Annotated in this window: 18 protein-coding genes; 10 read left to right on the forward strand and 8 right to left on the reverse strand. The window is 45.3% G+C overall.

Annotation, left to right across the window (positions count from 1 at the left end):
• Nucleotides 1–39 precede the first annotated feature (39 nt).
• From hutH to hutI, 3 genes are read left to right on the forward strand one after another with little or no spacing between them, the layout of a single operon-like run.
• Entirely contained in the window at nucleotides 40–1,602 is a 1,563-nt protein-coding gene (hutH, locus tag ACT3TH_RS03265) for a histidine ammonia-lyase (RefSeq protein ID WP_444754422.1), read from the forward strand.
• An 11-nt stretch (nucleotides 1,603–1,613) separates the two neighbouring features.
• The gene (gene hutG, locus ACT3TH_RS03270; protein WP_444754423.1) at nucleotides 1,614–2,642 is read left to right on the forward strand and encodes a formimidoylglutamase; all 1,029 of its coding nucleotides are present in this window, start codon (nucleotides 1,614–1,616) and stop codon (nucleotides 2,640–2,642) included.
• A gap of 49 nt (nucleotides 2,643–2,691) precedes the next feature.
• A complete protein-coding gene (hutI, locus tag ACT3TH_RS03275; protein WP_444754424.1) occupies nucleotides 2,692–4,023 on the forward strand; it encodes an imidazolonepropionase in 1,332 nt (443 codons plus the stop codon).
• Nucleotides 4,024–4,196: 173 nt separating this feature from the next.
• Here hutI and gdhA read toward each other — a convergent pair whose 3' ends face one another.
• Nucleotides 4,197–5,543: an NADP-specific glutamate dehydrogenase gene (gdhA, locus tag ACT3TH_RS03280; RefSeq protein ID WP_444754425.1), complete on the reverse strand. Its 1,347-nt coding sequence runs from the start codon at nucleotides 5,541–5,543 to the stop codon at nucleotides 4,197–4,199.
• Nucleotides 5,544–5,957: 414 nt separating this feature from the next.
• Between gdhA and ACT3TH_RS03285 the strand changes: the two genes are divergently transcribed.
• The 5 genes from ACT3TH_RS03285 (at nucleotide 5,958) to ACT3TH_RS03305 (ending at nucleotide 9,001) form a co-directional block, all read left to right on the forward strand.
• A complete protein-coding gene (locus tag ACT3TH_RS03285; RefSeq protein WP_444754426.1) occupies nucleotides 5,958–6,320 on the forward strand; it encodes a roadblock/LC7 domain-containing protein in 363 nt (120 codons plus the stop codon).
• A gap of 58 nt (nucleotides 6,321–6,378) precedes the next feature.
• Nucleotides 6,379–6,873, forward strand: coding sequence for a PAS domain-containing protein (locus ACT3TH_RS03290; RefSeq protein ID WP_444754427.1), 495 nt, complete (start codon nucleotides 6,379–6,381; stop codon nucleotides 6,871–6,873).
• 3 nt (nucleotides 6,874–6,876) lie between these two features.
• A complete protein-coding gene (locus tag ACT3TH_RS03295; RefSeq protein ID WP_444754428.1) occupies nucleotides 6,877–7,626 on the forward strand; it encodes a PhnD/SsuA/transferrin family substrate-binding protein in 750 nt (249 codons plus the stop codon).
• A gap of 101 nt (nucleotides 7,627–7,727) precedes the next feature.
• Nucleotides 7,728–8,345, forward strand: a complete 618-nt coding sequence (locus ACT3TH_RS03300; RefSeq protein ID WP_444754429.1) for a hypothetical protein — start codon at nucleotides 7,728–7,730, stop codon at nucleotides 8,343–8,345.
• Between the two features lie 41 nt (nucleotides 8,346–8,386).
• Complete coding sequence (locus tag ACT3TH_RS03305) at nucleotides 8,387–9,001, forward strand: hypothetical protein (RefSeq protein WP_444754430.1); 615 nt, start codon at nucleotides 8,387–8,389, stop codon at nucleotides 8,999–9,001.
• A 101-nt stretch (nucleotides 9,002–9,102) separates the two neighbouring features.
• Here the strand turns inward: ACT3TH_RS03305 and ACT3TH_RS03310 are convergent, their stop codons facing one another.
• The 6 genes from ACT3TH_RS03310 to ACT3TH_RS03335 form a co-directional block, all read right to left on the reverse strand.
• Entirely contained in the window at nucleotides 9,103–9,696 is a 594-nt protein-coding gene (locus ACT3TH_RS03310; RefSeq protein WP_444754431.1) for a GNAT family N-acetyltransferase, read from the reverse strand.
• 42 nt (nucleotides 9,697–9,738) lie between these two features.
• On the reverse strand, nucleotides 9,739–10,446 hold the full coding sequence (locus tag ACT3TH_RS03315) for a nucleotidyltransferase family protein (protein WP_444754432.1): 708 nt from the start codon (nucleotides 10,444–10,446) through the stop codon (nucleotides 9,739–9,741).
• Complete coding sequence (locus ACT3TH_RS03320) at nucleotides 10,443–11,804, reverse strand: XdhC family protein (RefSeq protein WP_444754433.1); 1,362 nt, start codon at nucleotides 11,802–11,804, stop codon at nucleotides 10,443–10,445. The genes ACT3TH_RS03315 and ACT3TH_RS03320 overlap by 4 nt, the downstream gene beginning before the upstream one ends.
• 92 nt (nucleotides 11,805–11,896) lie before the next feature.
• On the reverse strand, nucleotides 11,897–14,317 hold the full coding sequence (locus ACT3TH_RS03325) for a molybdopterin cofactor-binding domain-containing protein (protein ID WP_444754434.1): 2,421 nt from the start codon (nucleotides 14,315–14,317) through the stop codon (nucleotides 11,897–11,899).
• Between the two features lie 2 nt (nucleotides 14,318–14,319).
• Nucleotides 14,320–15,312: an FAD binding domain-containing protein gene (locus ACT3TH_RS03330; RefSeq protein ID WP_444754435.1), complete on the reverse strand. Its 993-nt coding sequence runs from the start codon at nucleotides 15,310–15,312 to the stop codon at nucleotides 14,320–14,322.
• Nucleotides 15,309–15,962 carry a 2Fe-2S iron-sulfur cluster-binding protein gene (locus ACT3TH_RS03335; protein WP_444754436.1) on the reverse strand — a complete coding sequence of 218 codons (654 nt, stop codon included), beginning with the start codon at nucleotides 15,960–15,962 and terminating at the stop codon, nucleotides 15,309–15,311. The genes ACT3TH_RS03330 and ACT3TH_RS03335 overlap by 4 nt, the downstream gene beginning before the upstream one ends.
• A 366-nt stretch (nucleotides 15,963–16,328) precedes the next feature.
• On the opposite strand from ACT3TH_RS03335, the gene ACT3TH_RS03340 reads away from it, so the two are divergent.
• Nucleotides 16,329–16,982 (forward strand): DsbA family oxidoreductase, encoded by a 654-nt coding sequence (locus ACT3TH_RS03340; RefSeq protein ID WP_444754437.1) that lies wholly within the window; start codon nucleotides 16,329–16,331, stop codon nucleotides 16,980–16,982.
• A 130-nt stretch (nucleotides 16,983–17,112) separates the two neighbouring features.
• Here the strand turns inward: ACT3TH_RS03340 and ACT3TH_RS03345 are convergent, their stop codons facing one another.
• Nucleotides 17,113–18,243 (reverse strand): S-(hydroxymethyl)glutathione dehydrogenase/class III alcohol dehydrogenase, encoded by a 1,131-nt coding sequence (locus ACT3TH_RS03345; protein WP_444754438.1) that lies wholly within the window; start codon nucleotides 18,241–18,243, stop codon nucleotides 17,113–17,115.
• A 305-nt stretch (nucleotides 18,244–18,548) separates the two neighbouring features.
• On the opposite strand from ACT3TH_RS03345, the gene ACT3TH_RS03350 reads away from it, so the two are divergent.
• Complete coding sequence (locus ACT3TH_RS03350; protein ID WP_444754439.1) at nucleotides 18,549–19,415, forward strand: LysR family transcriptional regulator; 867 nt, start codon at nucleotides 18,549–18,551, stop codon at nucleotides 19,413–19,415.
• Nucleotides 19,416–19,423: the final 8 nt, after the last annotated feature.

Genomic DNA, 19,423 nt, shown 5'->3' on the forward strand with positions numbered 1-19,423 from the left:
TATTATTATTAATACTGCTTATAAAATTAGGATTACCCCATGACTGATATCAAACAATTTACTCTGCATCCCCGTCAACTTAGCTTTGAGATGCTACGCGATATTTATGACCACCCTGTCAAATTGACCTTACCTGACAGCGCTTATGAAGCGATAGATGCGTCACATGCAGACGTACAAACCATTATTGCACGCGATAAAAGTGCGTATGGTATCAATACCGGCTTTGGTCTATTAGCAAAGACCCGTATTAGTGATGACCAGCTTGAGCTACTTCAGCGTAACCTGATCGTTTCTCATTCGGTAGGTACGGGTGAGGCTCTGCCAGATAATGTGGTGCGATTGATTATGGTGATGAAGGTGGCAAGCCTAGCGCAAGGCGTCTCTGGTGTGCGCCGCGCAGTGGTCGACAGTCTATTAGGATTGATTAACAATCAAATCACCCCAAATATTCCGGCGAAAGGTTCGGTTGGGGCATCTGGCGATTTAGCGCCTTTATCGCATATGACGCTGGCGATGATGGGTGAAGGTCATGTCTATGTCGATGGTAAAAAAGTCCTCGCGGCCGACGCTTTAGCACAACACGGTCTTGAGCCAATAACGTTGGCTGCCAAAGAAGGTCTTGCCCTCATTAACGGTACGCAAGTATCAACGGCGCTGGCATTACGTGGTTATTTTTTAGCGCGTGATTTGCTCGAAACCGCAACCATCGTTGGCTCCATGTCTATTGATGCGGCAAAAGGCTCAGATGCCCCATTTGATGCGCGTATTCATGAAGTACGTGGTCATCATGGCCAAATTGAAATCGCTAAAGCACACCGTCAGTTGATTAAAGGCAGTGCCATCCGTGCCTCTCATGATGGCGAGCAAGACGATAGAGTACAAGATCCCTACTGCTTGCGCTGTCAGCCGCAGGTTATGGGCGCGTGCCTTGATATTATCAATCAAGCGGGCAAAACCTTATTAATTGAATCCAATGCCGTGACCGACAATCCGCTTATTTTCAATAATGACGATGGTCCTGTTGCGATCTCAGGCGGCAACTTCCATGCTGAACCAGTTGCCTTTGCTGCTGATATTTTAGCCTTGGCAATCGCCGAGATTGGCTCTATGTCTGAGCGCCGTATTGCCTTACTAATCGATGCCACTCTGTCAGGCGGACTACCGCCATTCTTGGTGGATAATGCGGGTGTGAACTCAGGTTTTATGATTGCCCATGTCACCGCAGCAGCGCTTGCCTCAGAAAACAAATCCATCGCTCATCCGGGTAGCGTAGATAGCATTCCAACTTCTGCCAACCAAGAAGACCATGTGTCGATGGCGACCTATTGCGCGCGCCGTCTGTATGAAATGGTGCAAAACACCGCCACCATTATCGGTATTGAGCTACTGGCAGCAGGTCAAGGTATTGATTTTCATCGTAGCCTTGAGACCTCAGAGATGCTGACGACAGCGCATCAAAAGCTCCGCGCGCAAGTGACTTTTTATGACAAAGACCGCTACCTTGCTCCTGATATCGAAGCGGCGAAGCAGCTGGTGTTAGATGGCACGCTTGCTGAGCATTGGCAATCACTACGTAACGACTGGTACGATTCTAAATAAGGAGACCTGCGATGACCAATGCAACGGTTAGCCACACTGGCGCAGATATGACTCGATGGACAGGACGTGCAGAGCCATTTGAAACTGACCGTGCACGCTACTGGTATCAATTGGTACAGCCTTATGAGCAGCAGCACATTGGATTGGTCGGTTTCGCTTGTGATCAAGGGGTTAGACGCAACCAAGGACGCGTGGGTGCAAGAGCCGCGCCGCCTCTGATTCGTCAAGCCTTTGCTACTCTACCTGTCATATATGATTTGCAACAACGCTTCGATGGGCAGCTGTCAACGCTGCTCGGCGACGCAGGCGATATCCATTGTCATGACGATGATGATTTTGCGCCGCTCACGCTTGAACAGGCTCAAACCAAATATGCCGATAAAGTAAGCTATGTTATTCAGCAAGGCGGTTTACCCATCGGACTTGGCGGTGGTCACGCCATTGCGTACGGCAGTTTTTTAGGGTTGTGGCAAACGTTGGCAAAAGCAGACGATGTGACGGTTGATAAAGCGCCAACTATAGGCATTATCAACTTCGATGCCCATTTGGATATTCGTCAGTCTGATATGGCGACATCTGGCACACCGTTCCGCCAAATTGCCGAACATCTTGCCGAACGCAATCAGCCATTTAACTATTGCTGCATTGGCGTCAGTCGGTTTTCTAATACCGCCGCCCTCTTTGATCGTGCTGAGCAATTGGGCATTCATATTATCAGCGATGAGGATTGTCATCATCAGACGTGGGATAGTCTTGCCAAGCAAATTGAGACATTTATCAGTAAAGTAGATCTGCTCTATATGACCATTGATATGGACTGCTTACCGTCGAGCGTCGTACCGGGCGTCAGTGCGCCAGCGGCTTACGGTATTGAGCTGAGTTTCGTTGAGCGCGCGGTCAAATTGATTATGCAATCTGGCAAAGTAAAAGTGGCGGATATTGCTGAAATCAACCCTACCTTTGATGTTGATAATCGTAGCTGTAAGGTCGCCGCTCGCCTGTTAGCGACCGTTAGTGAACAGCATCTACTCACTTTATAAATCAATTTTATATGTTCGTCTGACAGTCAGTACGAAGCAGGAGCTTATTATGACCAACTCGCCCGCACAGATGCTCGGTGATGACTTAACCTCATTCGATCACATCATTATTAACGCCAATCTTGCGACGTTTTCAGCGCACTATGGTTTTGACAGTCATACCGATAAAAAGAACAACGAATCGACAGCCATAGACAACACACCTTACGGTCAGTTAGAGAACGCCGCTATCGGTATCAAAGCTGGCAAAATTGCATGGATGGGTACGCATGAGCAAATGACTCCGCATCTTGCGTCCTATCAAGACCATCAGATAACAGACGCAAACGGTCACTGGATAACGCCCGGATTAATCGATTGTCATACTCATATCGTTTATGGTGGCAACCGTAGCAATGAGTTTGAAGCGCGTCTGCATGGTGCCAGCTATCAAGACATCGCAGCACAAGGCGGCGGTATTGTCGCCACCGTCAGCGCAACCCGTGAGGCCAGTATCGAATCATTATTTGCCCAAAGTGAAAAACGCCTGCTCGCACTTATAAAGGAAGGCGTAACCAGTATCGAAATCAAGTCCGGTTACGGTTTGGATTTAAAAACCGAACGCAAGATGCTGACGGTCGCTCGCAATCTTGGTGAAAAATATAATATTCATGTCAGCACTACCTATCTCGCTGCTCATGCCCTGCCACCTGAATACCAGTCTCACATGCAGGACCGTGCCGATGACTATATTGAACAAGTTTGCGAATGGCTGCCAATACTACATTCAGAAGGTTTGGTCGATGCAGTTGACGGGTTTTGTGAAAACATCGCGTTTAGCACTGCACAAATCAAGCGCGTCTTTGAAGTCGCACGCTCATTAGGTCTGCCCGTCAAACTGCACTCTGAGCAATTATCTGACATAGGCGGAAGTGCGTTGGTCGCTGAATATCAAGGATTATCTAGCGATCATCTTGAGCATCTATCGGAAGACGATATCAAAAAGATGGCGGCCAGCAATACGGTGGCAGTCCTCTTGCCGGGGGCGTTTTACACCTTGCGTGACACCAAGCTGCCACCGATTGATGCCTTGCGTAAACACCAAGTACCCATGGCGATTTCAACCGACTGCAATCCAGGTACGTCACCGCTCACGTCATTACTGTTGGCGATGAATATGGGCTGTACGCTGTTTTATCTCACACCTGAAGAAGTATTGGCAGGATCAACTGTTTATGCTGCGCAGGCCTTGGGCTTGACAAATAAAGGTAAAATAGAAGTGGGCTGCGATGCGGATTTGGCATTATGGGACATTACTCGCCCTGCTGATTTGGCGTATCAAATAGGTCTTAACCCTATCGAAGGTATTATGTCTCAGGGCAAATGGCGCACAAAAATATAGGGCGCAAAAACCGCCCTATCTACTTACTTTACAATCACGTCAGTATAAAAAGTGACTGGGATACTTATCTTTAAACGAGAAGTTTTGCCGCCTCTGTCCGTATAGGTACAGCAAGCAAAAAAATTTGTACCAGTCACGCCCTAATAGTTCAATAAAAATCAAATGCTCTTGCTTTAATTTAAAATACCATAAGCAACCAAGGCATCAGCCACGCGCTTAAAGCCAACCATATTGGCACCTGCCATATAATTGATATAACCATTCTCAGTTTGGCCATACTGCTCTGAGGCCTCAGCTGCACAGTCATGGATATTTTTCATGATTTCTTTGAGGCGCGAATCTATCTGCTCAAAGGTCTGATATTGGCGTACTGAGTTTTGCGACATCTCAAGCCCAGATACCGCCACACCGCCCGCATTGGCCGCTTTACCTGGCGCGTAATGTACGCGGCGCTCATGGATGTAGTCAATCGCGTCCGCCGTCAATGGCATATTGGCGCCTTCAACGACATATTTGATGCCATTGTCGACCATGAGCTTAGCATCGTCTTCATTGACTTCGTTTTGGGTCGCTGATGGAATCGCAATGTCACCTTTGATCTGCCATGGCTTTTTTTCAACAAGCCACTCACCGCCATAAACATCCACATAGTCTGCCAACGGTTTACTTTTGGCTTTTTGTGCTTTTAACCAATCAATTTTTTCTTGATTCAGTCCCGCCTCATCGTACAACGTTCCTTGAGAATCTGAAACCGTGACGACGATACCACCAAGCATGGTCGCTTTTTCAGCCGCGTGCAATGAGACGTTACCTGCGCCTGAGATCAACACTCTTTTACCTTTAATATCGTCATTTTGCGCAGTAAGCATATTTTCTAGGAAGTAGACAGCACCGTAACCTGTGGCCTCCGTACGCATCAAACTGCCACCGAAACCCACACCTTTACCGGTCAAGACACCACCATATTCGTGCGTGAGATTCTTATACATGGCAAACATATAGCTGACCTCGCGGCCACCCACCCCAATGTCACCTGCTGGCACATCAACATCTTTATTCACGTAGTGATGCAGCTCACGCATAAACGCATAACAAAAACGACGGATTTCACTGTCCGTTTTGCCTTTTGGGTCAAAATCAGAGCCACCTTTGCCGCCGCCCATGGGCAATCCAGTTAGCGCATTTTTGAATATTTGCTCAAACCCTAAGAATTTTAGAACAGACTGAGTGACGGTAGGATGAAATCGAATACCGCCTTTATAAGGGCCTAAGGCATTGCTGAACTGGACACGCCAGCCACGATTGACTTGAATTTCCCCTTTGTCATTTTCCCAGTTAATACGGAAGCAAATAATACGGTCAGGCTCGACGAGGCGCTCGAATATTTTAAAGGTATCGTACTCTGGATGGGCATCATATAGCGGCGCAATAGTGACAGCGACTTCCTTTACCGCTTGCACAAACTCAGGTTGATGGGCGTAACGTGTTTCAATTTTTTCGATGGCCTGACTGATACTCATATATCTTCCTTGTGAAAGTGATGATTGTACTTCCCGAATGCTTCTTACATGCTGTTCTGTATAGAAAAGATGAGAAAAAGTTACGTGAATTTTTATTTGCCTTACAAATTCAAAAACAAAAATTTTTGCCTTTTAATGTATATCACTTTTAAATCAGATAAGTCTAGTAAATATCGTCATCATAAAAAGTTATAAGTATTATTTGTGCCGTGTTTTTATCAGCATAAGACAGAGACAGGCGGTTAAGAAGAAATAATGAACGGTAAAAAATATCAAAATTTTCAAATTAAACTAAAAATTTTGATATCAATATTATTAGTAAGGAATTACAATACCCTTATTGAAATGAGGATATTTCTGGCTAGCCCTACTATTTCATAAATATAAACCAACAACCAGTACAGAGTAATCGATATGCGCACAGATTCATTCCAGCAGATTTTGGAAGACCTAAACAGCTCATCAGCAGACGTTGAAGCTTCTGCCCTTATTTCTAACGACGGTCTTATGATTGCCTCAGCGCTACCGACTGGCATTGATGAAGACCGCGTTGGTGCTATGTCAGCAGCCTTGTTGTCATTGGGCGACCGCGCAGGTCGTGAACTGGCACGTGGTGGTATCGATCGCATTATGATTCAGGGCGAAAAAGGTTACGTGATTATGACCTCATCAGGAGAGGAAGCTGTATTAACTATTATGGCAAAGCCAAATGCGAAGCTTGGTTTGATATTTTTAGACATCAAACGTGCCTCAGAAGCTCTTGCAAAGCTTATCTGATTAAGTGGTTTTTGCTTTTTAATCATTATGAATCTAACGATAAATGAAGGATATTACTATGGGTTCCCCGATCCCTGATGCACATAAACCTGATATGCCAGCCAAGCAAGTTATCTTGACTTATCATGATGGGATGTCACGTACTGTCTATGACACTGGCATTGAACGCGCCTACCCTGATGGTAAATTGATTGTATCGCGAACTGATCTGAATGGTGTCATAACGCACGTTAACGATGCTTTTGTCGAAATCAGTGGCTATCATATCGATGAGTTAATTGGTCAGCAGCACTATATATTGCGTCATCCCGATATGCCAAAAGCGGCTTACAAAGATTTGTGGGAAAAAGCAGCATCTGGACAAAAATGGCATGGCTATGTCAAAAACTTATGCAAAGATGGTAGTCACTATTGGGTCTATGCAACCGTCGTACCCAACGTTCGCCGCGGCGAAACAGTCGGCTATACCTCGGTACGCCGCAAGCCATCACGCAGCAAAATCGAAGCGGCAATAGCGCAATACGCTGAAATGAAACAAAATGAGGAAGGCTAAATCATGACGACACACAATATGTTAATCGCCCCTGATTTTTCGCCTGAACGTTTTGCAGGCTGGCATATGTTCAATACGTTGATTCAAAAACGTGCCAACCTCAATATGCACTTAAACATACCTGCATCGCATGCTGAACAAGAACAGGTCATTGATGCAGGCAATACTCAGATCATCTACGCCAACCCTTTTGATGCCGCAACGCTGATCCGTGAGCATGGTTACCGAGCCGTTGCTCGTCCCATTGGCAAATCTGATGAAATGGTTATTGCTGCTGCGGCAAACAGTGATATCCATCGTCTAGAAGACATTCAGGCTGGTGCCACTGTCGCAATGGCGGACAACCGTGATGTCAAACTAATAGGATTACGTTTATTAGAAGCCGTTGATCTAGAAGACTCTGATCTAAACTGGGATGTCACTGAAACGTATCAGGCAGCTGCCCGTAAGGTTATCAAAGGCGAGGCGCAAGCAGCTTTCTTTTTGGCAGAGATTTTTCACAGCTTTTCGCGCCTGACCAAAACCCAGCTGACCGTCCTTATCGAAAGCGACTTGGCCGATATCAGTCATGTACTTCTTATTAAGGATGGGTTCGCTGATTCACAGATTTTTATCGATGCTATTCTTAACTTGCACAACGATGACGAGGGTAAAGACGCATTGGCTGAGCTTGGCATGCCCCAAGGGTTTGAGGCAATGAGCGAGGAAGATGGCGAATTTATGATAGATTTGATGCAAACTTTGCTTGATTAGCCACTCGTTAGCCTGTGGCACTCTTTTGCTCAAATAAGTCATAGCCTATTGCTTGTCCATAGTGGCAATACAATAGTAACGACGGCTTAAAGGACACCCTTATGTCTGACCTAGACCTAATCAAAGAAAGTGAGAAGGAAGTGCGCCGAGTGTTTCGTTTGTACTCGCGCAAAGTTTTTTTGGCACCGAATAATCGTCATTTCCACGAGCAACGTATCAATGCAGCGTTGCTCTTGACTGAGAAAGAGCCACTGCAAGGTGCGGTCGCAGATTTCTTTTATGGCTGCTGGTATGATATCCCTTACGATGTAAACAACTTGTTTACGCGTATCAAGGATCGTCTGCCTCCTCACGTGCAACAAGGTTTTCTAGATTGTATTGGTAAAAAAAGATACATTCAGCGCAATAGTATGCTGGCAACTCGCTGGAGCGTTTTGGTTTCGCCCTCTCTCAATGAGCAACAAGAGCGATTGCGTATTAGTAGCGATGATGCCAAACAAATCTCTAAAGACATCACGACCGAATTGATGCAAGCACGCGATAACAAGGATTGGAGTACCATTGAGCAAATCGAAAATGAGTTCTTTGCCCATTGTATTGCCCGCAACGATCGCCTTGCCTTCTCTTTGGTTTGGTTTCGTCTGGGCAAAAGTGACTGGCAATTTGGTGAACGCTGGAACAATTGTCAGCAACGCCTTGACCAAACCATTAAGACCTAATTTATCCTCTATTTAAACTTCTTATCATAATGGTAACCGCTATGTCCTCTTACTTAAATGCTGATAAAACCTACCTGACCTTAACGCCAGCGGGTATATTTGAGGCATTTTCACAAAGTGAACCAACCGATGAACAGCGGTCGCTACAAGATCTTTTGTCTTATGAGCAGACTTTACTTGCCGCTGATTGGCTCGAGCGTTATTCTGACGCATGGCTACAGAGCTTTATAGAACAAGGCTGGATTGAAAAGCTGTCTCTCCTTTTGCCAGCGCCCAATTTGCCATTGGATCAGTTTTTACCGTACGTGGTTGCTAGCTTATCTGGCAAACGCCGTGCCGCGATTGGCTCTGACGAAGGATTTTGTCTGGCACGCATTGGCTACAGCCAAGAAGAAGCGGACATGCTGAGTGTGGCGGCGGCTGATTTTTCAGGCTTTATGCTTCGTCAAAAGCAACGCGGCTGGGCAGTAGAAAGCCAAGCCATCTCGTTTTTTCAACAAGTGGATCTACTGATTCCCGAAACCAGCTTTGTGTTTTTATGGATTGACGGTGCAGGCTACGTTCTTATCATTGATGGGGAACCATTGACCAATAGCCGTGCCTTTGTAGAGCTGGTATGGGCACTAAAAACGTCTGGATTGAGGTTTCTCAGTTAAACCCGCTTGGCATTTTTAGGTTCGGTTGAGCATTTATCCTTGCTGCTGGCTTACTAAACCACTATTACGTCAAACCCAACGATATTGCGTGTGCTATTAGACTATTTAAAAGAGCGCATAGGCTTAAGGGCGACAGCTTTCTGCCACTGCGGCCGAGTTATTTTATACAGTACATGCTCAGCAAGTCGATGATCTGCATTGAGTGCGGGATGATAAAAATTATCCTGTGAATCCGTCATGCCGATACGTTCCATAACGAGTTGCGAGCGCTTATTGATAACAGCAGTAAATGAGACAACGTCATCAAGTGCCAGCTCGGTAAAGGCAAACTGTAACGCTGCACGTGCCGCTTCAGTTGCGTAACCTTGTCCCCAACACTCCTTGCGCAACCGCCACGCAATCTCAACCGCAGGGGCAAACGACATATTTGCATGTGTATCATTTAAGCCCACAAACCCGATAAAATTATTACGCTTTTTTGAACTGTCCTTTAAGCTGACCGCCCAAAATCCCCAGCCATTGTCTTCAATAAGCTGCTGGCATTTTTTGGCAATAGTGTTGCTCACAGTAGTCGATAATAACTTTGGAAAGTATTGCATCACCTCGGGGTCAGCATTCATCTCAGCGAATATCACAAAGTCGCTTGTTTGCCATTGCCTAAGATAAAGGCGGTCTGTTTCTATCACATTGGTCATTTTTATCTCTTAAGGATTGATATTGCTCTGATACCGTCAAGGCTATTTATCCAGCCAGCCTCTCTGCTGTGCATAAGCACACTGCTCAGGCGTATCAATGTCATAGCTCAGCTGCGCATTAGTCACTGTACTTATTCGACTGGATGGCAAGCTTCTAATCAAGTGACGCAAACCCTTATCCCCTATTAGCGTCGACTGCCATCGTTTTAATAACTCATAATCAATCACTGAAGGCAGTCCGATGATATCTTTTTTAAGTGTATCAGTGGTATTTGCCTTATCTAAATACGTCCAGCTATGATAACCACTCGCCACCACTGCCTGCTTACCTGCCAGCAAGGCAATTAAATGCGGCTCATCGAGTAAGATTTGATCAATCCCCATAATTAGCACTCGTTCAATCGATAGGTCTGTAACGTCAGTCAACGCCTCAATTCCTAAGTACAAACTGTGAGCCATGCCTGTTTCGGGCAAGAGATTTACCACTACTTGAATCGCTGAGTACTGAACACTTAATTCGTTTATCGCGCTATCGATTGCAGAGCTATTATCAGGAATGACTACGATGATGGCTTGCGGCTGGGTAGCTACTGCCAGTTTGGTCATATAACGAATCAACGGTTCGCCATCTTTGTGGAGTAACTGTTTCGCCTGACCTAAACGCTGACTGAGTCCACTCGCCAAAATAATAACGGCATGGTTCGATGCTTGTGGTTCCAGAGATACTTGAATGGACTGATTGCCATTCATACCAAACTCATCGTCATATCGCTACTTGTGGTTACTGTATTTGAAAGATCAGTATCGGTAAATCCTACTGGCGGCGTTTGATCATACATAACCGCATTGATCTGGGCAATGATGCCAAGTGCCAATGCTTCTGGCCCGTCTCCACCCAATTTGTAACCAATAGGAAAATGCATCTTGTTAATACCTTCTGCTATGGTTGCAGGATCGTCTTTGATAGCGCCAATCTCTTGGATCAAGCGTTCGGTACGATAGCGCGGTCCCAACTGTCCAATGTATCTATAGTTATTAGGATGCTCCAGCAGTGTGGCCAGTCTTGCACGATCTTGGCTAAGGCTGTGCGACATCAAAGCCACAGCAGCATTACTACTCAGTTTGAGTAATTTTTCAGTACTATCCAATGGTAGCGGTATCACAGCATCCGCTTGAGGAAAACGCATACGCGTCGCATATTGAGCACGGCTGTCTATGACTGTGACATGCCAGTCTTGCAACTTTGCCATAGTGACCAGCGGCATCACATCATTACCTGCGCCGCAAATCAGCAAGCGGATCTGCGGTTGTAGTCGTTGTACTAGCCATTCTGTGGATACATCTGCATCTCGTAAAACCACATACTCAGCATTTTTGTCAGACATCTCCTGCTCTGTTAATGCGTCAATCATGTTGGTAAATGTGCTTGATGCCTCAGAGCTACTGATTGCCAACTCACTGTGAGCAATATCAGCTACTTGTCCTGAATGAGTATAGTCGTCCAGATTAATTCGCATACCAATGTGTAAGTCAGGCAAAAGCCGCCCACCGTCAGCCCGAATTAAAGTGGCTATTGTTAAAGGCTGCTGAGTATGACGAACCTGCCGGATTATTTCTAACAAAGGTTTCGCAGTCGCCACTCGTTCAAACAACACGTGTACCCGACCATTACAACCTAGCCCAAAATTTAGCTCGTCTAACTCACCATAAGCATCATCTTCAAAATCATTCTCAAAATCATCATTTAAATCAGTCGCTACATTAGCATCTAAAAGCTCAATGCTATCTTTGCTATGGTTTGGTTCTTTATCGCTTTGATTTGCTTCTTTTGCTTCGCCATTTTTTGTGTATTCAATATCATCGCCTGTTTGATAGACCTGCACATTGGCACCATCACGCGTGAGCCAAAAAGCACGTTTGATGATATGCGGCTCCAAGCAGCCACCACTAATCATTCCAACCGAGCGACCATCTTCACAGATGAGCATCATGGCACCAGCGCGGCGATATGCGGAGCCTTCAATACGCACGACAGTTGCCAATACGGCGTCAACGTTTTGTTGCTGAGCCTCGCTTGCCAGCTTAAGAATGTCAGCAATTTGATTCATAACGCCTCTTATTTTATTTATATACGATAAATACTAAAGTTGTAAAAACCCGCCAATTAAGCGGGTTTTTGTAGAACAATGGATATCAAAAATTACTCTGGCATCTCATAAAGCAATTTGTCGAGGGTAATCGGAAAGTCATAGACTCTCACACCAACGGCATTATAAATAGCATTGGCAATCGCAGCCGCTGCGCCTGAAATAGCCGTTTCCCCGATGCCTTTGATATGCATAGGATTGGTGTAGGGATCATCTTCTTCTACTAAAATGACTTCCAATTGTGGTACATCCGCATTGACTGGCACATGGTACTCAGCAAGGTCATGATTACATAAACGACCATCGCGCTTATCATGAATGACCTCTTCCATCAGCGCTGAACCAATACCGAACACCATACCGCCATAACATTGCGAAGTGGCTGTCTTATGATTAAGAATACGGCCAGCCGCAAAGGCACCCGTCATGCGCTTAACCCGAATCTCACCCGTGACTTTGTGTACGGCAACTTCTGCAAAGTTGGCACCAAAAGACGCTTGGCGATGGGTTTTTTCATTTTTACCTGCTTGAATTTGACCTTTGGCACTGAGTTTTTGCTCGTCATATTCAGCGAGTACATCTACCAAAGCATAAGACTGAGCATCGCCAAAGTCATACTTTTCAGCAGCGGATTCTGATAATGTTAACCCTGCTTTTTCGGCAAGGGTGTTTTTTACACCTTCGGCCTTGTCTTTAATAGTCTCAATAGCGGTCTCAGTCCCACTAGGCTCATGTGTACCAACTTGTTTGATTTGACCTTGATCGAGCAGAATGGTATCAGAATAAAGACCGACTTTTTCTGCCAGTATGTCACGCAGTTGCTCACAAGCAAGATAAATACTACTACCAGAGCTTGCAGCACCAAAACTACCACCTGAGCCTGAGGCAGGTGGTAATTCGCTATCACCCAACTTCATCTCAATATGATCAATGGGTAGGCCTAATAAGTCGGCTGCTACTTGCGAAAACACGGTATAAGAACCCGTACCGATGTCTGTCATATCTGTCTCAATCACAGCCTTGACGCCAAGCGCTTTTGACTCATCAACTTGTAGAGTCGCTCGGGCTTCTGACTGCTGTAGTGAGTTACCGCGAGAAGAAGCCGCCATTCCTGTTCCTATCCACCAGTCGCCATCCAGTTGACTGGCAGGTTTGGTATTGCGCTCGCTCCAACCAAATTGTTCTGCACCTTGCTCCATACAAGCAAGTAACTGGCGCGTCGAAAACGGAATCTCTTGAGTAGGATCTTGCGTCGGCTCATTACGACGGCGCAGCTCAATCGGATCAATATCCAACTGGGTTGCCAACTCATCCATTGCACACTCAAGTGCGATCATACCCACCGCCTCGCCAGGCGCTCGCATGGAGCCCGAAAGCAATTGGTTCATATCGACCAGTTTGTAATTTACTCGGCGGTTTTCGCCGCGGTACAAGTAATGGGTAGACAAAGCAGAAGGCTCAAAAAAACCTTCACCTGGTAAGTTACTACTGATAGAGTCATGAATCAGAGTATTAATCACTCCCTGTTCATCACAGCCAATGGCAATGCGCTGACGTGTATTTGAACGCTTTACAGTCGCTTCCATAACTTGTTGGCGAGTCATGCATACCAAGATAGGACGATCCAATTCTTTGGCAGCAATGGCTGCTGCAATCGATTCAGGCGCGATTCCCAATTTGCTACCGAAACCGCCACCGACGTAATAAGAAATCATTTGGACCTGATCTTTATTAAGATTCAAGGCATCCATGACTTGCTGCTTGCATGATGCAACCATTTGATTGGATGTATACAAGACAAGTTTATCATCCTCCCAATACGCCAACGTAGCATGAGGCTCCATAGCAGAATTACTCTGATTTGGCGTATGATAAAAGCGATCAAGAGTAACAGGCGAATCTGCCAGACCTTGCTCTGGATCACCAGTTACCGCGTTTTTATCTGAACCTTCTTTTTCATTTACCTCATGAGCGCTGGACTGCTCTTTAGTAAAATCTAAGGCCGCCTGTTCAGTCTCGTTTTTATAAGTGACACGGATTGCGTTAGCACCTTCCCTTGCCGCTTCAAAAGTCTCAGCGACAACAACGGCAATAGGCTGACCATGATAAAAAATCTCGCTGGCGCCTTGCGTGGGAGCTTTGGTTTCAGTCCCTTGTTGTGGATTGCGCAAAAAGTGCTCAGGATCGCTCACTACTTTGATAATACCAGGGATGTTGTCCAAAGCGCTACTATCGATGCTTTCGACATGCCCTTTAGCGATTTTTGCACTGACTAAAACGCCATAAGCTTGGTTTTCGCGATGAATCTCTGCCGAATAAGGCGCTTGACCACTGACTTTCAATGGGCCATCGACGCGGTTCATTGGCTTGCCAACCAGATTGCTTGCTGTTTTGTTAAACAAGGATTCGACTGGCTTATCCATCGTCATTTTTTTGGTAGGTTCTAAGGGAAGTACTGAGTCCAATAATGACATGATTATGCTCCTTCGCCAGCTAATGCACGCTGAATGACTTGTTTTAATAGACGACGCGTTAAAGGTATCTTAAAGTCGTTTTGACCATTACCTTTGGCATCTTGCAATAGCAAATCTGCCGCCTGCTTTATGACTTCATTATTGCCATTTGTGTTCGTTAATAGCGTCTCAACTTCTTCATTACGCCATGGCTCAGTACCGATACCGCCAAATGCCAAACGTACGTTAGTCAGGTTGCCATTATTATCAGCATCTATGACGGCAGCGCAGGATACCAATGCAAATGCATAAGAGGCGCGGTCACGCACTTTGTCATAAGTATGCATACCATCGATAGGTGCTGGCAAAACAACGTGAGTGATAAGCTCGCCTCTTTCCAACACGTTTTCGATGTGCGGCGTATCTTTTGGTAAGCAATAAAATTCTTTAACAGGAATAGTACGCGTACTGCCATCTGCTTTAACTGTTTCGATCTTTGCATCGAGCAGACGCATGGCAACCGCCATATCAGAAGGATGCTGAGCGATACAGGCATCGCTGGTTCCTAAGATTGCAAGGGTACGATTCTCACCGTTGATAGCAGGACAGCCAGTACCCGGCTCGCGCTTGTTGCATGGGCTGTCGGTTTGATAAAAATAGTAACAACGGGTGCGCTGTAAAAAATTACCCCCTGTCGTGGCTTTATTACGTAGCTGACCTGTGGCTCCCGCCAAAATGGCTCGTGATAGTACTGGATAGTTGGCGATTACCTCAGGATGGGCTGCCAAATCACTATTACTGACGAGCGTACCGATACGTAATCCGCCTTCAACTGTCATCTCTACCTGCTCTAACGGTAAACGCGTCACGTCTACCAGCTTGATAGGTGTTTCAATCTCAAGCTTCATCAAATCTAATAGGTTGGTGCCACCAGCGATAAAAGCAGCTTCTTTTGCACTTGCTGACATGGCAGCTTGTTGTGGTGCATCAGCACGATCATATTCAAAACGTCTCATGAGCGACCTCCTAACGTGTTGGTGGCTTGAGTATTATTTGATGATTTACCAAGTTGCGTTTCGCTGGGCGGCGGTGACCAGATACCGGTCACTTGCGATCCTTGTGCTGCCTCTGTGTTCGACTTTGAAGACTGCTCAGCAACTTCACTTTCGAGCACTTGTGAGATGGCTTTAATGATATTGGGATAGGCTGAACAACGACAAATATTACCGCTCATGCGCTCAGCGATTTCTTGCACCAATAATCCATCAGGATTTTTTAGATCAGCAGTTACGTAGCTTGGCCAATTTTGCTTGACCTCTTCTATTAATGCGGTCGCTGAACAAATTTGGCCAGGCGTACAATAGCCACACTGAAACGCGTCGTGGTCATTAAACGCTTGTTGCAGCGCTGACAATGAGTCAGGCATGCCAATACCTTCAATCGTAGTGATTTCATCACCCTCATGCATGACAGCAAGTGTCAGGCAGGAATTGACCCGTCTTCCGTTGACGAGTATTGTGCAGGCACCACATTGACCGTGGTCACAGCCTTTTTTGGGTCCAGTGATTTGCAAGTGCTGGCGACAGACATCAAGCAATGTCGTGCGCGTGTCAAGATTATCGAGGGGATAATCCCGCTTATTAATTTTTAACGTCAAAGTAGACATGCTGGCTTCTCGCTGGCAGATGAACAGGAAAGAATGATCTTAAAAGAAAAATACTTACAAACGCTTCTTAACAGTTGCGTCGATGAATTGATTATGACTTATCGACTACGTTGTTTTGTTTTCACTTTGTAGGCATTAGAGTGTAGTTTTTAATCCCAAATACCATTTGCACAACAGTATTTTCCTTGATTTATCAATAGTTAGGCATTATGAAGGGTTTGTAGCACATATTATCGAAATTATAGATGTGCTATTTAGTCGTCACTTGGATTCCACTATCGTAGTGCCAACTTTTTTTTAATATGAATAGAACGGTAAACACTGTACGTTTTTAATAAAACGACAAAATCACTCACGCGAGGCATTATGGAACATACTCAAAAACCACTACGCATAGACATTGTCTCTGATGTCGTCTGCCCTTGGTGCGTCATCGGTTATCGTCAGCTGGATGACGCACTTAAACAAACGAATACCAATTACGAGATACATTGGCATCCATTTGAATTGAATACCAACATGCCAAGCGAGGGCCAAAATATGCGTGAGCATATTATTGAAAAATACGGATCTACTAAGCAAGAGTCTGATGCTAGCCGAGTCAGACTGAAGGAAGCTGGTAACGAGGTTGGCTTTGAGTTCAATTTTAATGATGACACTCGAATGCACAACACTTTTAACTTGCATCAGCTTTTGCATTGGGCAGAACAGCAAGGACATATGCATGAGTTAAAACAAGCATTGTTCACGGCTCACTTTACCCACAACAGAGACATCTCTGACATCCAAGTACTAGCCGATATCGCAGCAGAGATTGGACTTAATCGTGATGAAGCATTGAGCGTTCTTAAAGATCAACGGTTTGCTCAGGAAGTAAGAAACGCTGAGAAACATTGGCAACAGCAAGGTATTCAAAGCGTGCCAGCCATCATTTTTAATGAGCGGCATTTGGTTAGCGGAGCGCAGGGCGTTGATAACTACCTTAATATTTTAGAGCAGTTAGCAAATATGCCTGATTAAAAGTAGGACAAGCTTATAGCAGCAAAATACCACTGCTATACTGTTTTTTTATAAAAAAATGCTACCCCTTTATAGGAGTAGCATTTTTAATTTGTGGTTCTGATACGTTAGCTAGATGTTACTCTGCAAATTACTCTGCAAAATGCACCACAGAACGGATACTCTTACCTTCATGCATCAATTCAAACGCGTCATTGATGCCTTCTAATGGCATGGTATGCGTAATAAAGTCTTGTAGAGGAATCTCGCCCGCCAAATAGCGTTCAACATAGCCTGGCAATTCTGAGCGACCTTTGACACCGCCAAATGCTGAACCTCTCCAAACGCGACCTGTCACCAACTGGAATGGACGCGTAGATATTTCTTGCCCTGCCCCTGCCACACCGATGATGACCGATTCGCCCCAACCTTTGTGACAACACTCAAGTGCTGAGCGCATGACGTCGACGTTACCTATACATTCAAACGAATAATCAACGCCGCCATCGGTTAAGTCAACGATGACTTCTTGAATAGGTTTGTCGTAATCTTTAGGATTGATACAGTCGGTGGCGCCAAGTTTTTTGGCCAGCTCAAACTTGCTCTCATTGATATCAATGGCAATGATACGACTGGCTTTTGCCATCTCAGCGCCGATAATTGCTGATAGGCCGATACCGCCCAAGCCAAATATGGCGACGGTCGCGCCTTCTTCGACTTTAGCAGTATTCATAACAGCGCCCATACCTGTGGTGACACCGCACCCAAGTAAGCAAACTTCTTCTAATGGTGCTTCCTTGTTGACTTTGGCCAAAGAGATCTCTGGTAAAACGGTGTATTCTGAGAAGGTTGAGCAGCCCATGTAATGATAAATTGGCTCACCGTCTTTATAAAAACGCGTAGTGCCATCTGGCATAAGGCCTTTGCCTTGAGTTTCACGTACCGCAGAGCAAAGATTGGTTTTGCCTGAGGTACACATTTTGCAGACGCCGCATTCTGCTGTGTATAAAGGAATGACATGATCACCAACTTCGACGCTAGTCACGCCTTCACCGATTTGCTCGACGATACCGCCACCTTCATGACCCAAGATTGCAGGGAACACGCCTTCTGGGTCTTCACCAGACAACGTAAACGCATCTGTATGGCAAACACCGCTTGCCACGATTCTGACCAAGACTTCGCCTTTTCTGGGCAGCATGACATCCACTTCTTCAATCGATAGTGGCTGATTTGGCCCCCACGCAATGGCGGCTTTGGATTTAATAAATTTGTCTGACATAGGAATATTCTCTTTTTTAATTGATTATTTTTACGCAATAATTGTCGCTACAGCACTTAAGCAATGACCATTAGTTAAATACAATCTATTGGTACTTTTGATAGGAAACTTCTTATAAAGAATAAGTAACGCGGTAATAACTGCTTTAAATAACACGCTTTTAGCTTATCTTGCTTCTTAAGTGCAGGCAAGCTGAGATGCAGGAGCGTTTTTGCTATTTATCTTAATGGTTACTATTATAGTTTTTTCTGTAGAGATAACAATATGCTATATTTGCAAATATCTTTTACACAGAGGTAATAATCATGCGCTGGGATGGCATTAGTGAATTCGTTTACGTAGCTGAATACGAAAGCTTCACGCGTGCAGCAAAAGAGCTTGGAATATCCACCGCGCAGGTCAGTCGGCAGATTAGCGCACTCGAGAAGAGGCTTAGTATTAAACTCTTGTATCGTACTACTCGCAAGGTTTCCCTGACAGAAGAAGGCCGCGTATTTTACCAACACTGCCGCGGTGTGCTCGATGGCTTGGATGCGGCTGAGCAAGCGGTCAGTAACTTACAATCAAAACCTCAAGGTAGAATCAAACTGACTGCGCCTGTGACGTATGGCGAACAACAATTGGTGCCGCTGATCAATGACTTCATGGTGCAGTATCGCGATATCGAAGTAACCGCTTTTTTGAGCAATCAAAAGATCGATTTGGTTGAAGGCGGTTATGATTTAGCAATACGTGTCGGCAAATTAAGCGATTCGACACTGATGGCCAAAAAACTCAGTCGTCGTACCAACTTTGTCTGTGCAGCCCCCGCTTATCTTAACCATTATGGTACTCCGCGCACGTTGAGCGAGCTTGGTCAACATAACTGCTTACTTGGCACTCGCGACTATTGGCGCTTTATAGAAACCGGTAAAGAAAGGAACCTGCCAGTGTCTGGCACTGTGCAATATAACAGCGGTCATAGTTTGGTTGATGCAGCGCTAAAAGGGTTGGGAATTGTGCAATTGCCTGATTATTATGTGCAAAAGTATTTAAAAACAGGGGAGCTGGTCAGCATATTGGATAGTTATAGAGAGCCTGAGGAAAGTATTTGGGCAATTTATCCGCACAACCGTCATCTATCGCCTAAGATTAGATTGCTTGTAGATTATTTAGCAGAGCACTTAGTTTAATAAAACTT

Origin of the sequence: Psychrobacter sp. AOP22-C1-C5 (genome assembly GCF_052378885.1) — a bacterium.
GTDB lineage: Bacteria > Pseudomonadota > Gammaproteobacteria > Pseudomonadales > Moraxellaceae > Psychrobacter.